At 70.7% G+C, this 14,299-nt stretch carries 12 protein-coding genes; 6 read left to right on the top strand and 6 right to left on the bottom strand.

Annotated features, from left to right (window positions below; genetic code table 11):
- The first annotated feature begins 2 nt into the window (after window positions 1–2).
- The 4 genes from hemC to OG885_RS20130 all read left to right on the top strand — a co-directional run bounded on the left by hemC (window position 3) and on the right by OG885_RS20130 (window position 5,420).
- Window positions 3–962: a hydroxymethylbilane synthase gene (gene hemC / locus OG885_RS20145; protein ID WP_399966881.1), complete on the top strand. Its 960-nt coding sequence runs from the start codon at window positions 3–5 to the stop codon at window positions 960–962.
- A complete protein-coding gene (locus tag OG885_RS20140; protein ID WP_399966880.1) occupies window positions 959–2,668 on the top strand; it encodes a uroporphyrinogen-III synthase in 1,710 nt (569 codons plus the stop codon). Before hemC ends, OG885_RS20140 begins: the two co-directional genes overlap by 4 nt.
- A 397-nt stretch (window positions 2,669–3,065) precedes the next feature.
- Window positions 3,066–4,055 (top strand): porphobilinogen synthase, encoded by a 990-nt coding sequence (gene hemB / locus OG885_RS20135; RefSeq protein WP_405733455.1) that lies wholly within the window; start codon window positions 3,066–3,068, stop codon window positions 4,053–4,055.
- Between the two features lie 72 nt (window positions 4,056–4,127).
- Window positions 4,128–5,420 carry a helix-turn-helix domain-containing protein gene (locus tag OG885_RS20130; RefSeq protein ID WP_405733452.1) on the top strand — a complete coding sequence of 431 codons (1,293 nt, stop codon included), beginning with the start codon at window positions 4,128–4,130 and terminating at the stop codon, window positions 5,418–5,420.
- Here OG885_RS20130 and OG885_RS20125 read toward each other — a convergent pair.
- The gene (locus OG885_RS20125) at window positions 5,366–5,560 is read right to left on the bottom strand and encodes a hypothetical protein (protein WP_405733449.1); all 195 of its coding nucleotides are present in this window, start codon (window positions 5,558–5,560) and stop codon (window positions 5,366–5,368) included. The genes OG885_RS20130 and OG885_RS20125 overlap by 55 nt on opposite strands.
- 220 nt (window positions 5,561–5,780) lie before the next feature.
- Between OG885_RS20125 and OG885_RS20120 the strand changes: the two genes are divergently transcribed.
- On the top strand, window positions 5,781–7,001 hold the full coding sequence (locus OG885_RS20120; protein WP_405733446.1) for a PLP-dependent aminotransferase family protein: 1,221 nt from the start codon (window positions 5,781–5,783) through the stop codon (window positions 6,999–7,001).
- Window positions 7,002–7,012: 11 nt separating this feature from the next.
- Here OG885_RS20120 and OG885_RS20115 read toward each other — a convergent pair whose 3' ends face one another.
- Together OG885_RS20115 and argS are read right to left on the bottom strand one after the other, a co-directional pair.
- Window positions 7,013–7,756 carry a DUF4253 domain-containing protein gene (locus tag OG885_RS20115; protein WP_405733444.1) on the bottom strand — a complete coding sequence of 248 codons (744 nt, stop codon included), beginning with the start codon at window positions 7,754–7,756 and terminating at the stop codon, window positions 7,013–7,015.
- A 7-nt stretch (window positions 7,757–7,763) separates the two neighbouring features.
- A complete protein-coding gene (gene argS / locus OG885_RS20110; RefSeq protein ID WP_405733441.1) occupies window positions 7,764–9,521 on the bottom strand; it encodes an arginine--tRNA ligase in 1,758 nt (585 codons plus the stop codon).
- A gap of 223 nt (window positions 9,522–9,744) precedes the next feature.
- Here argS and lysS point away from each other — a divergent pair, with 223 nt between their 5' ends.
- Complete coding sequence (lysS, locus tag OG885_RS20105; RefSeq protein WP_405733438.1) at window positions 9,745–11,478, top strand: lysine--tRNA ligase; 1,734 nt, start codon at window positions 9,745–9,747, stop codon at window positions 11,476–11,478.
- 82 nt (window positions 11,479–11,560) lie between these two features.
- On the opposite strand, the gene OG885_RS20100 is transcribed toward lysS, so the two are convergent.
- From OG885_RS20100 to OG885_RS20090, 3 genes are all read right to left on the bottom strand, one after another.
- A complete protein-coding gene (locus tag OG885_RS20100; RefSeq protein ID WP_405733436.1) occupies window positions 11,561–11,845 on the bottom strand; it encodes a M23 family metallopeptidase in 285 nt (94 codons plus the stop codon).
- A gap of 119 nt (window positions 11,846–11,964) precedes the next feature.
- A complete protein-coding gene (locus tag OG885_RS20095) occupies window positions 11,965–13,221 on the bottom strand; it encodes a DUF2637 domain-containing protein (protein WP_405733433.1) in 1,257 nt (418 codons plus the stop codon).
- A gap of 130 nt (window positions 13,222–13,351) precedes the next feature.
- On the bottom strand, window positions 13,352–14,251 hold the full coding sequence (locus OG885_RS20090) for a DUF3558 domain-containing protein (protein WP_405733430.1): 900 nt from the start codon (window positions 14,249–14,251) through the stop codon (window positions 13,352–13,354).
- Window positions 14,252–14,299 lie beyond the last annotated feature (48 nt).

Here is a 14,299-nt window from a genome sequence, read left to right as displayed (position 1 = left end):
GCATGAGTGACAGGGCGCTACGGCTCGGGACACGGCGGAGCAAGCTCGCCATGGCCCAGTCCGGGCAGGTGGCGGACGCCGTGAGCCAGGTGACCGGGCGGCCCGTCGAGCTCGTCGAGATCACGACGTACGGAGATGTGTCGCGGGAGCAGCTCGCGCAGATCGGTGGCACGGGTGTCTTCGTGACCGCTCTGCGGGAGGCGCTTCTCAAGGGTGAGGTGGACTTCGCCGTCCACTCGCTCAAGGACCTGCCGACCGGGCAGCCCGACGAGCTGTCGCTCGCCGCGATCCCGCAGCGCGAGGACCCGCGGGACGTCATCGTCGCCCGGGACGCGCTGAAGTTCACCGACCTGCCCCGCGGGGCCCGGATCGGTACCGGCTCGCCGCGGCGGATGGCCCAGTTGAACGCGTACGCCCGCGCCCACGGGCTGGACATCGAGACCGTGCCGATCCGGGGGAACGTCGACACCCGGATCCGGTACGTGCACGACGGTGAGCTGGACGCGGTGGTGCTGGCCGCGGCCGGGCTGAACCGCATCGGGCGCAGCGAGGAAGTGACCGACTTCCTGTCGGTCGACACGGTTTTGCCCGCTCCCGGCCAGGGAGCACTCGCGATCGAATGCACCGCGGACAACGCGGACCTGATCGCCGCGCTCGGAGAGCTCGACGACCCGTTCACGCGGGCCGCCGTGACTGCCGAGCGGTCGCTGCTCGCCGCCCTGGAGGCCGGTTGCAGCGCCCCTGTGGGCGCGCTGGCCGACCTGCTGGCCGACGGGCACGTTGTCAAGGAAATGCGCCTGCGAGGGGTGGTCGGTACCACCGACGGCTCTCGTACGGTGCAGATGTCCACCACCGGTCCCGTGCCCGAGACGTACGACCAGGCAATGGCGCTCGGCCGTGAACTCGCGGCCGAGATGCTTGCCCAGGGCGCGGCCGGTCTGATGGGGGAGCGAGCACAGTGAGCCCCACCGCCCTTCCTGCCGCCGGTCCTGAGCACGGGCACGTCACCTTCCTGGGTGCCGGACCCGGGGATCCGGGACTACTGACTCTGCGCGCCGTGGAGGCGCTCGCGAGCGCGGACGTTCTCGTCGCCGAGCACGAGGTGCTCGACGTCGTACGCGTCCACGCCCGTTCGGGCGTCGCCGTCGTGAACACGGAACCGGGGTCCTCCGCGGACCCGCTTCCGGGCACAGGCGCGCCTCAGCTGACGGTTGTTGACGGTTCGTCAGCAACCGCGGGTGTCCCTGCCGTGAGGGATGCCGCACATCTTGTCATGGAGGCCGCGCGGGGCGGCAGGCGGGTCGTGCGTGCGGTGTCCGGGGACCCCGGGCTCGACACGTACGCCGCCGAGGAGATGCTGGCGTGCGCCCGCGCCGGGGTGCCTTTCGAGGTGGTTCCCGGGGTCGCGGCCGCGGTCGGCGTGCCCGCCTACGCCGGTGTGCCGCTGCGGGACGCCCAGGGCGCGGACGTGCGCTTCGTGGACGCCCGGACCGCTTCCGACCGGTGCTGGACGGAGGTGGGGGCCTCGGACGGCACGGTCGTCGTGTCGACGACTCTCGACTCCGTCGGCGCCGCGGCCGGTGAGCTGGTGGCCGCGGGCCGTAAGCCCGACACCCCGATGTCGGTCACGGTCGCCGGTACGACCACGCGTCAGCGGACGTGGACGGCGACCCTGGGCACCATCGCCCAGACGCTCAAGCAGGCCAAGGTGCTGCCCTCCCCGGAGGGTGGCCGGCCGGTGATAGCCGTGGTCGGTGAGCGTTCCGCCGCCGCCCAGCGCGACCAGCTGTCGTGGTTCGAGAACAAGCCCCTGTTCGGGTGGCGGGTGCTCGTGCCGCGCACGAAGGAGCAGGCGGCCTCGCTCTCCGACCAGCTGCGGTCGTACGGCGCCGTGCCGCACGAGGTGCCGACCATCGCCGTCGAGCCGCCGCGCACGCCCCAGCAGATGGAGCGGGCCGTGAAGGGGCTGGTGACGGGGCGGTACGAGTGGATCGCCTTCACGTCGGTCAACGCGGTGAAGGCGGTGCGGGAGAAGTTCGAGGAGTACGGGCTCGATGCGCGTGCCTTCGCCGGGATCAAGGTCGCGGCGGTGGGTGAGCAGACTGCGAAGGCGCTGGTCGCCTTTGGTGTGAAGCCGGATCTGGTGCCCAGTGGGGAACAGTCGGCCGCGGGGCTGCTTGAGGACTGGCCGCCGTACGACCCTGTGTTTGATCCGATCGACCGGGTCTTCCTGCCGCGCGCCGACATCGCCACCGAGACGCTGGTCGCCGGGCTCATCGAGCTCGGGTGGGAGGTCGACGACGTCACCGCCTACCGGACCGTGCGGGCCTCGCCGCCGCCGGCCGAGACGCGGGAGGCGATCAAGGGGGGTGGCTTCGACGCCGTTCTCTTCACGTCGTCCTCCACTGTGCGGAACCTGGTGGGTATCGCCGGTAAGCCGCACAACGTGACGGTGATTGCCTGTATCGGGCCTGCGACGGCCAAGACTGCCGAGGAGCACGGGCTGCGGGTGGATGTGATGGCTCCTGAGCCGTCCGTGCACAAGCTCGCCGAGGCGCTGGCCGACTTCGGGCTGAAGCGGCGTGCCGCGGCGGTCGAGGCCGGGGATCCGGTGACGCGGCCGAGTGAGCGGCGGCCTGGGGCGCGGCGGAGGCGTACGACCACCTGACGCGTTCTGTTCTGTCTGCTGGTGCGGGCCGTCGTGGGCTGGATGCCTGCGGCGGCCCGTTCTGGTGCGTGGGGGCTTGTGCTGTGCGCGGTTCGGTTGCGTGGGGGCGCTTGCGTTGTGCGCGGTTCCGTTGTGTGGGGGCTTGCGTTGTGCGGTTCGGGTGCGTTGTGGGGCGGGGCCGCGCCGGGGGGTGTCCGTCCTCGGAACGGCGCGGAATCGGTCGCCTATAAGGGGCGGCCGTGTTGACGCGCCAACCGCTGCGGGCGGACACCCCCCGGCACGTCCCCTCACGTCCGAACGCGGGTGCCGCGCCGCGGGGCGTACGTCCGCTGCCTGGCCGTGCGGCGCCGACGAGGCGTCGGTAACGGGGGGTGTGGGGCGGGCGTAGCTTAGGGGTATGTCGAAGTACGGATCGTTTCCTGGTAGTCGGCCGCGGCGGTTGCGGACCTCGCCCGTCATGCGGCGGATGGTTGCCGAGACTCGGCTGCATCCTGCTGACTTCATTCTTCCCGCCTTCGTGCGGGAGGGGGTCAGTGAGCCGGTGCCTATTTCTGCCATGCCGGGCGTTGTGCAGCACACCCGGGACAGTCTGAAGAAGGCCGCCGCGGAGGCTGTTGCCGCCGGGATCTCCGGGATCATGCTGTTCGGGGTGCCGGAGGAGAGCAAGAAGGACGCTCTGGGGACGCCGGGGACCGATCCTGACGGGATTCTGCAGGTCGCGCTGCGCGATGTGCGGGCCGAGGTCGGTGATGAGCTGCTGGTGATGTCCGACGTGTGTCTCGACGAGACGATCGATCACGGGCATTGCGGGGTGCTGGACGGGGAAGGGCGTGTCGACAATGACGCCACCCTGGAGCGGTACGCCGAGATGGCTCAGGTGCAGGCCGATGCCGGGGCGCATGTGGTCGGGCCCAGCGGGATGATGGATGGGCAGATCGGGGTCATCCGGGATGCCCTTGATCAGATCGGGCGGGAGGACGTGGCGATCCTGGCGTACACCGCCAAGTACGCCTCCGCCTTCTACGGGCCGTTCCGGGAGGCTGTCGGGTCTTCGCTGAAGGGGGATCGGAAGACCTATCAGCAGGATCCCGCCAATGCCCGGGAGTCCTTGCGGGAGTTGGCCCTCGATCTGGAGGAAGGGGCCGACATGGTGATGGTCAAGCCGGCCGGGCCCTACCTCGACATCCTGGCCAAGGTCGCGGAGTCCGTGGACGTTCCCGTCGCCGCCTACCAGATCTCCGGCGAGTACTCGATGATCGAGGCCGCCGCCGAGAAGGGGTGGATCGACCGGGAGCGGGCCATTCTCGAGACCCTCACGGGTATCAAGCGCGCCGGGGCGCAGAACATCCTCACCTACTGGGCGGTCGAGGCCGCGCGGATGCTCTGACACGGTGTTCCGACCTGGAAGAACAGTCCGTTTCTGGTAAATGGGAACGGGACGACACGGGGGTGGAGAACGGTGACCGACGGCTCTGCCGCGGATGCTTTCGCCGAGTTCCTGCGGGAGTTGAAGGACCGCTCCGGGCTCAGCTACGGCGTGCTCGCCAAACGGCTTCACATGAGTTCGTCGACGCTGCACCGCTACTGCAACGGCGATGCCGTACCGACCGACTACGCGCCGGTCGAGCGGCTGGCGCGGCTGTGCAAGGCCTCGCCCGACGAGCTCGTCGAGCTGCATCGGCGGTGGGTGCTGGCGGATGCGGGGAGAGGGAAGAAGGGGGCGGCTCCAGCGCCGGCGCCAACGGCGGAGGCCGTAGCGGCAGTTGTGCCTGAGGTGGCGCAGGCGCCTGACGAGCTTGACGTGTCCGAGGTGTCCGGCGCGTCCGAGGCGCGCCCTCGTCGGCGCCGCCGTACCGCCCTCGTCGCCGCCATCGCCGTCGCCGGTGTGCTCGGTGCCGTCGGGCTTGCCCTGGGGTTGCCCTCGGGTGGGGACGACGACCCGGGTGAGCGGCCCGCCGGGTCCGTGTCCGTGGCCGGTGACGACGGGGCGGGGAAGGGCGGGTCCGCGTCGCCTTCGGCCTCGAAGGCCTCGCCGTCCGTCTCGCCCACGGCCACCGCGAAGGACAAGGGGAAGGAAGCGAGCGCCGGTTCGCGGGCGAGTTCGGTGCCTTCCGTCTCCTCCGGCGCCGATTCCGCCACCGGCACTCCGGTGACCGTCTCGGTCGCCCCCTACTCCTGGGAGAGCCCCTGCGCCCAGCGTTATCTCATCGACAAGCCGCCCGGCGAGGTGCCTCCGCCGCCGATCGAGCAGGACGCGGCGGCGTGGGTGGCGGCCACCGGGGCGGTGTCTTCGGGGGAGCAGTATGTGACGCTCACCGTGCAGGGCACCGGTGCGGAGACGGTGGTCGTCAAGGATCTGACCGTGCACATGGCCGGCAAGCGGTCGCCGGTCGCCTGGAACGACTACGCGATGGGATATCCGGGCGTCGGCTGCGGCGGCAATGTGCCGACCCGGTCCTTCACCGTGGCCCTCGACGCGACACGGCCCGCGGTCGTGCCCGAGTCGGGGCACCGGGACTTCCCGTTCAAGGTGAGCGAGTCGGACCCCGAGGTCTACTACATCCGGGCCGACGCCTCCGCGTACGACGTCAGTTGGTATCTGGAGCTGGACTGGTCCAGCGGTTCGCGCAGCGGCACGCTGCGGATCGACGACGGGGGCGAGCCCTTCCGGACCAGTGGCAACAACGGGCGGCCCGCCTACGAGTTCCCGCTCGGCGGGGAGGCCTGGGAGGCCGGCGACGGGTCGTCGTAGGTCAGGGAGGTCGACGAGGACGGGCCCTCGTCGCGCAGGCCCTCGCCGTCCTCACACGCCGTCAGGGTGAACGCGGCGACCACGACCGTCAGCGCGGCGAGCAGCCGGGCGGGGCGGGCGGTGGGTGCGGACCTGGGCATGGCGCGGCCCTTTCGGGTGGGGGAGTTCGGCAGTTCGGCAGGGCCCAGCTTGTGGGGCCGCGCGGGGCCGAGGCCAGGGGTGGCGGGGGATTCGGGACGTCAGAGTGGTGGGACGGGCGCTGACCTGCGGTTTCGTTGCGTCCCAGGTGGGTGGCACGGGACGGTACCGGATCCTGGAAATCTGCTTGTAGAGGGCAGGTAATTGTCTAGGGTGCTCCGCATGACCCTTACGAGCGCTCCCGCAGCATCCACAGACGTCCTCGCTCCCGTGCCGCCGCTCGCCGCGCGGGCCCGGTCGATCGGTGGTTCTCCGGTACGGGACATCCTCGCCGTCACCGCACGGCCCGAGGTCATCAACTTCGCGGGCGGGCTCCCGGCCCCCGAACTCTTCGACGCCGCCGGTGTCGACGCCGCCTTCCGGGCCGTCCTGGAGGAGGCGCCCGCGCAGGCCCTGCAGTACTCCACGACCGAGGGAGAGCCGACACTGCGGGCCGCGCTCGCCGGGCGGATGTCGGTGCGCGGGCTGCCCACCGACGCCGACGACGTGTTGGTCACCACCGGCTCCCAGCAGGCCCTGTCCCTGCTCGCGACCGCCCTCGTGGAGCCCGGCGACACGGTCCTGGTCGAAGAGCCCTGCTATCTGGCGGCACTTCAGGTGTTCGGGTTCGCCGGGGCGCGGGTCCTCGGGGTGCCCGGGGACGCGGACGGCCCGGACCCGGTGGCGCTCGCCGAACTCGTCGTACGCGAACGGCCGAAGCTGCTCTACACCGTGCCCACCTTCCAGAACCCCACCGGCCGGACCGTCTCCGCGGAGCGGCGGGCCGCGGTCGCCTCCGTCGCCGCGCGGCACGGGCTGTGGATCGTCGAGGACGACCCGTACGGCGAGCTGCGCTTCGAGGGGGAGCGGGTGCCGTGGATCGCCGCGCACGCGGAGGCCGCCGACCGGACCGTGCTGCTCGGTTCCTTCTCCAAGGTCATGGCGCCGGGGCTGCGGCTGGGATGGCTGCGGGCGCCGGCGGCGCTGCGGCGGGCCTGTGTCGTCGCCAAGCAGGCCGCCGATCTGCACACCCCGACCGTCAACCAGCTGGCCGCCGCACGGTACTTGGCGGACCGGGACCTCGACGCGCATGTGGCGCGGGTCGCGGCCGTCTACGGCGAGCGGCGGGACGCGATGCTCGCCGGGCTGGCGGAGGCCCTGCCCGAGGGCTCGACCTGGAAGCGGCCCGAGGGCGGCATGTTCCTGTGGGCGCGGCTGCCTTCGTCGTACGACACCACGGCCCTGTTGCCCGGGGTGGTGCGGCATGACGTCGCGTATGTGCCGGGTGCGCCGTTCTATGCCGGCGAGCCGGACCGGGCCACCCTGCGGCTGTGCTTCGTGACCGAGACGCCGGAGCGGATCGGGGAGGGGCTGCGGCGGTTGGGGGAGGGGCTCAGGGGCTGAGGGTCAGTCGGTCAGTCCCACCAGAAGTGCCACGTGGGTTGGTTGAGCAACTGCTGCTCGGCGTAGGCATGAAGGGTGCCGGCGCCCTGCCAGATGTTGTCCGGGCAGAACGCGAAGTGCTCGGCGGCCACGGCGAGTGCGTCGTCGAGGGTCGTGGGCGGGGCGGCGACGGAGACCAGCAGCTGGTCGAAGCCGAGCGCTACGACCCGGATGCCGAAGCGGTCCTCCCAGGAGCGGAGGATCGCGCTGAGGAGGGCCGTGTCGTCGGCGTGGTTCGTCGGTCCCATCCAGCCGAGCGCGGTCGGGATGTCCGCGCTGCGGCGTGCCGGGACCAGGGCGAGACGGGGGTCCTTGAGGGGGCCAGTGCCGACCGACAGAGAGTCGACGACGTCGGCGGCCACCGCATCGGGGGCGCCCTGCGCCGCGAGCGGGGCCGCCAGACCGGGCCAGTCGCCGGCCTCGCCCGCGCAGCACTCCTCCCAGAAGTCCGACAGGATCTCCTCGGGGTCGTGATCCCCGGGGTACGACATCTCCTCGGGCTCCAACTCCCATTCCCCCGGCCCGCCGTGGCCCGCGCCGACGTCGATGAGGACGGGGAGAAGACCGACCGCGCGCGGCGCCTGCTGGTACGTCGTCCAGTCACCGGGCTGCGCGGGGGCGTCCGCGAGCCACAGTGTGGTGCCGAGCAACGCCCCCGGCGGCAGCCCGAGTTCGAGGGAGTCCAGCGTGGGCAGCGGGTTGGGCAGGCTTGCCATCAGGCGGTCAGAGGCGCTCGGGGGTGCGGATGCCCAGGAGGGCCATGCCCTGGTGGAGGGTGCGGGCGGTGAGGTCGCAGAGGAAGAGGCGGTTCTGCTTCTGCTCCTCCGTGTCGGCCTTCAGCACCGGGCACTTGTCGTAGAACGACGTGTACAGCGATGCCAGCTGGTAGAGGTAGGCCGCCAGCTTGTGCGGGGCGTACTCCGCCGCCGCCTCGAAGACCGTGTCACCGAACGCGTCCAGGTGCAGGCCCAACGCCCGCTCCGCCGCGTGCAGTTCGAGCTCCGGGTGCGCTGCGGGCGCCACGGCGTCCGCCTTGCGCAGGATCGACTGGATACGGGCGTACGCGTACTGGATGTACACCGACGTGTCGCCGTTGAGCGACACCATCTGGTCCAGGTCGAACTTGTAGTCCCGGTTCGCCGACGTCGACAGGTCCGCGTACTTCACCGCACCGATGCCGACCTGTGCCGCCCGCTCCTGGATCTCGGCCTCGCTGAGGTCCAGCGCCTTCTCCCGGACCACCTCGGCGGCCCGCTGTGCCGCCTCGTCCAGCAGGTCCTCCAGCTTGACCGTCTCGCCCTCACGTGTCTTGAACGGCTTGCCGTCCGCGCCCAGTACGGTGCCGTAGCCCATGTTGTGCGCGGTGACCTCGTCGGTCAGCCAGCCCGCGCGGCGGGCCGCCTCGAAGACCATCTTGAAGTGGAGCGACTGACGTACGTCCACGACGTAGATCAGGGACGTGGCGTGCAGGTCCTGGACCCGGTTGCGGATCGCCGTCAGGTCGGAGGCCGCGTAGCCGAAGCCGCCGTCCGCCTTCTGCACGATCAGCGGGACCGGCTTGTCGTCCTTGCCGCGGATCTCGTCGAAGAACACGACGAGCGCGCCCTCGGAGCGGACCGCGACGCCCATCTCCTCCAGGAGGCGGGCGGTCTCCGGCATGCCGTCGTTGTACGCCGACTCACCGACGATCTCGTCGTCCCGGATCTCCATGTCGAGCTTCTCGAAGACGGAGTAGAAGTAGACCTTCGACTCGTCCACGAACCGCTGCCAGAGGTCGAGCGTCTCCTTGTCGCCGGACTGGAGGGCGACGACCCTCTTGCGGGCCCGCTCCTTGAAGGCCTCGTCCGTGTCGAAGACCGCGCGGGACGCCTTGTAGACCCGGTTCAGGTTCGACATGGCCTGCTCGCCGTCCGTGTCGGTCTCCGCGGCGAGTTCTGCCGGGTTCTCGATCAGGTACTGGATGAGCATGCCGAACTGGGTGCCCCAGTCGCCGATGTGGTGCCGGCCGATCGTCTGCTCGCCGGTGAAGTCGAGCATGCCGCGCAGGGCGTCGCCGATCACCGCGGAGCGCAGGTGGCCGACGTGCATCTCCTTGGCCACGTTCGGCTGGGCGTAGTCGATGACCGAGATTCCGGGCTGGTCCTTGAGGGGGACGCCGAGACGGTCGCCGTCGGCGGCACGGGCCGCGAGGGTCCGCGTGATCGCCTGGTCGGAGATCGTGATGTTGAGGAAGCCGGGGCCGGAGACCTCGACGTCCTTGATCAGGTCGCCGGTGGTGATGTGCGCGACGACCTGGGTGGCCAGCTCCCGGGGGTTGGCCTTGGCCTTCTTGGCGAGGGCGAGGATGCCGTTCGCCTGGTAGTCGGCCCGGTCGCTGCGTCGGAGCAGTGGGTCCACGTCGGTGGTCTCCGGCAGGGTGGCGGAGATCGCGGACGTGAGCTGTGCTTCGACGGAGGTGCTGAGCGGGGTGACCGGGGCCATGGGGTGGGAGCCGTTCTCCTCGTGGGATTGATAGACCCGGTCAGTATCCCACGGGGCCGCAAAGGGGTTTTTCCGTCTCGTTGCCGGGTGCGGGCCTGTGGGGGCTGGTCGCGCAGTTCCCCGCGCCCCCGATAAGCGGCTGCGCCGCTTATCGGGTCTGGGACAATGGCAACGCCAGCCGTAGACCGTACCGGCTGCTTCAGGAGAAAGAAGGACGTGCCCCGTGGCTCAGAGCACCGAGACCACCGACTGGGTCTCCCGTTTCGCGGATGAGGTCATCGAGGAGTCGGAGCGTCGGGCCCCGGGCAAACCGGTCGTCGTCGCGTCCGGGCTGTCACCCTCGGGGCCGATCCACCTGGGGAACCTGCGTGAGGTCATGACCCCACATCTCGTCGCCGACGAGATCCGGCGGCGCGGGCTCCAGGTTCGGCATCTGATCTCGTGGGACGACTACGACCGGTACCGCAAGGTGCCGGCCGGTATCGCCGGGGTCGACGAGTCCTGGGCCGAGCACATCGGCAAGCCGCTGACCTCCGTGCCGGCGCCGAAGGGCTCGTCGTACCCGAACTGGGCCGAGCACTTCAAGGCCGCCATGGTCGCCGCGCTCGCCGAGCTGGGCGTCGAGTTCGACGGCATCAGCCAGACCGCGCAGTACACCGCGGGGACGTATCGCGAGCAGATCCTGCACGCCATGAAGCACCGCGCGGACATCGACGCGATCCTCGCCCAGTACCGGACGAAGAAGGCGCCCGCCAAGAAGCAGCAGCAGAAGCCTCTCGACGAGGCCGAGCTGGAGGCCGCCGAGGGGTCGGGGGCGGCCGGTGAGGACGACGGGTCCTCCGGCGCCGGCGGGTACTTCCCGTACAAGCCGTTCTGCGGCAACTGCGAGAAGGACCTGACGACGGTCACCTCGTACGACGACGCCACCACCGAGCTGTCGTACACCTGCAACGAGTGCGGCTTCGCCGAGACCGTGCGGCTCAACGAGTTCAACCGCGGCAAGCTGGTCTGGAAGGTCGACTGGCCGATGCGGTGGGCGTACGAGGGCGTTGTCTTCGAGCCGAGCGGCGTCGACCACTCGTCTCCGGGGTCCTCCTTCCAGGTCGGTGGGCAGATCGTCGGGATCTTCGGCGGCAAGCAGCCCATCGGGCCGATGTACGCGTTCGTGGGGATCTCCGGGATGGCGAAGATGTCGTCGTCGCGGGGCGGGGTCCCGACGCCCGGTGACGCGCTCCAGATCATGGAGCCGCAGATCCTGCGCTGGCTCTACGCCCGCCGCCGTCCCAACCAGTCCTTCAAGATCGCCTTCGACCAGGAGATCCAGCGGCTCTACGACGAGTGGGACAAGCTCGACGCCAAGGTGGCGGAGGGTGCCGCCCTCCCCGCCGACGTCGCCGCGCACTCGCGTGCGGTGCGGACCGCGGGCGGCGAGCTGCCGCGGACGGCGCGTCCGCTGCCGTACCGGACGCTCGCGTCCGTCGCCGACATCACCGCCGGGCACGCGGACCAGGCGCTGCGGATCCTGAGCGAGCTGGATCCGTCGGACCCGCCCGCGTCCCTGGACGAGGTCCGGCCCCGGTACGACAAGGCCGAGGCCTGGATCAACACGCACGTCCCCGCCGACCAGCGGACCATCGTGCGCGACGAGCCCGACGCCGAGCTGCTGAAGTCCCTCGACGAGGCGTCCCGGGAATCCCTGCGGCTGCTCCTGGCGGGCCTCGCGGAGAACTGGTCGCTCGACGGGCTGACGCACCTGGTGTACGGGGTGCCGAAGGTGCAGGCCGGGTTCGCCGCCGACGCCACGCCCAAGGAGCTGCCGGCCGAGATCAAGACGGCCCAGCGGACGTTCTTCGCGCTGCTGTACCACCTGCTGGTGGGCCGTGACACGGGTCCGCGGCTGCCCACGCTGCTGCTGGCGGTGGGGCAGGAGCGGGTGCGGAGCCTGCTCGGCGAGTAAGCAGAGTCAAGGAGGGGCCCCGTGTGCGCACGGGGCCCCGCTCATTTGTTCATGCTGCGGTGAAGTGGGGAGTCGGGGCCGGTCATGAGTTGCCGCACTTCGCGAGCTGTTCGCCGACGGTGACCCGGTCGCCGACGGCCACGCGGAGCGAACCGCGCCTGAGGTGGGCGTATCCGGGGACGGACGTGCGGGTGAGATGGTCGCGGCGGCTGTCACCGGTGGCCACGACCACGCCGTCGCCGGGGGCCAGGACCGGGGCGCCGAACGCCGGGTAGTGGTGGGGCCGTTGAGGGCCGGCCAGCGGCCCTCGACCGGGATGCCGACCGGGCTCGGGGGTCGGTCCTCCCGCGGCCGCCGCCGCTGCCATGCCGCCCAGCGCAGGGCGCCGCCGAGCAACAGAGGCCGTGGTGCTTGCGCAGGGACGTCAGCAAGGAGGTACCTCGTTCGGCGGGGCGGCGAGGTGGCCGCACATGCCGTGCGGCGCCGTCAGGCGATGTGGTCCTCTTCCAGCTCCGCGTTGTAGCGGTTCGTGAAGCGGTTGACCATGCGCTTGGCCTCGTCCGGCGGGAGCGTGAGGCTGAACTCGGCCTCGACGTTCTCGCTGAACTCACGCGGGGTCGGGTAGCCGGTGCCGCCTATCGACTTCTTGAAGACCTGGTAGTACGACTCCTCGTCCGGCTCCGGACTGCCGCCGCCCTCGCCGAGTTCACGGGTGCGCTGGGGAGTCACCGGGATGGGGAAGCTGCCGGTCTCCTCCGGGGACGGCTCGTCGTAGACCGGCTGCTGCTGTTGCTGGTACTGCTCGGCCTGGAGCTGTTCCTCGTACCACTGCTCGTACTGCTGCTGCGGGTCGTAGGCGGGGTCATAGGTGGGGTCGTAGCCGCCCTGGTACTCGATCTGCTGGGGGACGTTGAACCAGGGGCTCTCGTCCGGAGCCGGTTCGAGAGCCGGTTCGGGGGCGGGTTGCGGTGGCTGGGGGGTGCTGTCCAGTTCCAGGCGCTGCCCGCCGCGGGGTACCGCTGCGCCCACCTGTGCCGCCCCAGCGGTGTCTGTCTGGGGTGCAGGGGGGAGCAGTACCGGTTCGATGCCCGCCGCCGCCAGGCCCGCCGGGGCCGTTTCCGCCAGCGGGACGCCGTAGCGGGCCAGGCGCAGCGGCATCAGGGACTCCACCGGGGCCTTGCGACGCCAGGCGCGGCCGAAGCGGGAGTGGAGGCGGGCCTGGTAGACGAGGCGGTCCTGCTCCAGCTTGATGACCTGCTCGTAGGAGCGCAGCTCCCACAGCTTCATACGGCGCCACAGGAGGAACGTGGGGATCGGGGAGAGCAGCCAGCGCGTGAGGCGGACGCCCTCCATGTGCTTGTCCGCCGTGATGTCGGCGATACGGCCGATCGCGTGGCGGGCCGCCTCGACCGCGACCACGAAGAGGACCGGGATCACCGCGTGCATGCCCACGCCCAGCGGGTCCGGCCAGGCAGCCGCGCCGTTGAAGGCGATCGTGGCGGCCGTCAGGAGCCACGCCGTCTGGCGGAGCAGCGGGAACGGGATGCGGATCCAGGTCAGGAGCAGATCCAGGGCCAGCAGGACGCAGATGCCCGCGTCGATGCCGATCGGGAAGACGTAACTGAAGTTCCCGAAGCCCTTTTTGATGGCGAGTTCACGGACTGCGGCGTACGAACCAGCGAAGCCGATGCCGGCGATGATCACAGCGCCGAACACGACCACGCCGATGAGAATGCGGTGCATCCGAGTCAGCTGCATAGGCGCGGCCACCCGTACTCCCCTCCCCTTGCGTGTTGTTGCGCGCAACAGAGTGGCACATGTGTGCGGCGCACGGGTGGCCGGTAGGGGTCGTCAGCCCCGCCTGAGCGCTTTGTCAGCTCTTCTTCGCGGCCGACTTGGACGGAGATGCGGAGGGAGAGGCGGACTTGGACGCCGACTTCGAGGCGGACTTCGAAGCCGACGGGGAGGGGCTGGTCTTGCCGCCGCCGTTGCCGCCGCCGGCCGTGTTCGCCTTCGTCACCGACGCCACCGCCTCCTTCGCGGCCGACTTCACCAGCTTCGCGAGGGAGTCGGCGCTCGGCGTCTTCTCACCGGCCAGGCCCGCCCCGTTGTAGTCGAGGGTGACGACGACGTTCTCGACGCGTGTAACCAGCGTCTGCTGCTTGAAGGCGCCTTCCTTCTTCTTCAGGTCGTAACGGACCAGCGTGGCCTGGTCGCCCGTGCCCGTCACCGGCTCCGCCTTCGCGTTCTTCGCGCCGTCCACCGCCTGGGCGTCCTGGACCTGCTTGTCGAAGTACTCCTGCGCCAGCTTGTCGCCCTCGCCGCGCGTGGCGTCGGAGTCGAAGCGGAGGAGGGAGACGTTCAGCCAGCGGAACTGGGAGCCCTTGACGCCGTTGTTGTCGAGGCTCGACCAGGAGCAGCTGCCCCGCGTGGCGATATCGTCAGACTTGCCCTGCTTGCCGGACTTGGACGCCTTCGGGACCAGGTCGCCGAGCGTGCCCTTCGACAGGGTGTCGCACGCGTCCGGAAGCGACTTGTACGCCGCCGCCTGCACGGTCGGCGAGGCGCTGACCGACGCGGAGGTCTCGGAGCCGCTGCTGCCGCTGGCGGCGGCGTTGTCGTCCGACGACGAGCCGGAGTCCGAGGAGCAGGCCGTGGCCACCAGCATCAGGGGGACGGCGGCTGCGCCGAGAAGCACCCGGTGGGCGCGCTTCCTTCGCGGGTCACGCTGGTCGCTCTGTGCTGCTGCTCGCTGCATGGTTCCTTCACTCATGACGCTGCTCGTGCTCCTGCGGTCGGATCGGGTCCGAGGGGCCACGGT

This window comes from Streptomyces sp. NBC_00028 (assembly GCF_045041065.1).
Taxonomy (GTDB): Bacteria; Actinomycetota; Actinomycetes; order Streptomycetales; family Streptomycetaceae; genus Streptomyces.
Note: the sequence above shows the minus strand (reverse complement) of the source record. Positions and strands in the feature narration are given on the sequence as shown.

Excerpts from the sequence above, each read along its gene's own strand:
- hemC (WP_399966881.1), top strand. The coding sequence starts at position 3 with ATGAGTGACAGGGCGCTACGGCTCGGGACACGGCGGAGCAAGCTCGCC.
- OG885_RS20120 (WP_405733446.1), top strand. The coding sequence starts at position 5,781 with ATGACCCTTACGAGCGCTCCCGCAGCATCCACAGACGTCCTCGCTCCC.
- argS (WP_405733441.1), bottom strand. The coding sequence starts at position 9,521 with ATGGCCCCGGTCACCCCGCTCAGCACCTCCGTCGAAGCACAGCTCACG.
- OG885_RS20125 (WP_405733449.1), bottom strand. The coding sequence starts at position 5,560 with ATGCCCAGGTCCGCACCCACCGCCCGCCCCGCCCGGCTGCTCGCCGCG.
- OG885_RS20090 (WP_405733430.1), bottom strand. The coding sequence starts at position 14,251 with ATGAGTGAAGGAACCATGCAGCGAGCAGCAGCACAGAGCGACCAGCGT.
- hemB (WP_405733455.1), top strand. The coding sequence starts at position 3,066 with ATGTCGAAGTACGGATCGTTTCCTGGTAGTCGGCCGCGGCGGTTGCGG.
- OG885_RS20100 (WP_405733436.1), bottom strand. The coding sequence starts at position 11,845 with ATGGCAGCGGCGGCGGCCGCGGGAGGACCGACCCCCGAGCCCGGTCGG.
- OG885_RS20115 (WP_405733444.1), bottom strand. The coding sequence starts at position 7,756 with ATGGCAAGCCTGCCCAACCCGCTGCCCACGCTGGACTCCCTCGAACTC.
- OG885_RS20095 (WP_405733433.1), bottom strand. The coding sequence starts at position 13,221 with ATGCACCGCATTCTCATCGGCGTGGTCGTGTTCGGCGCTGTGATCATC.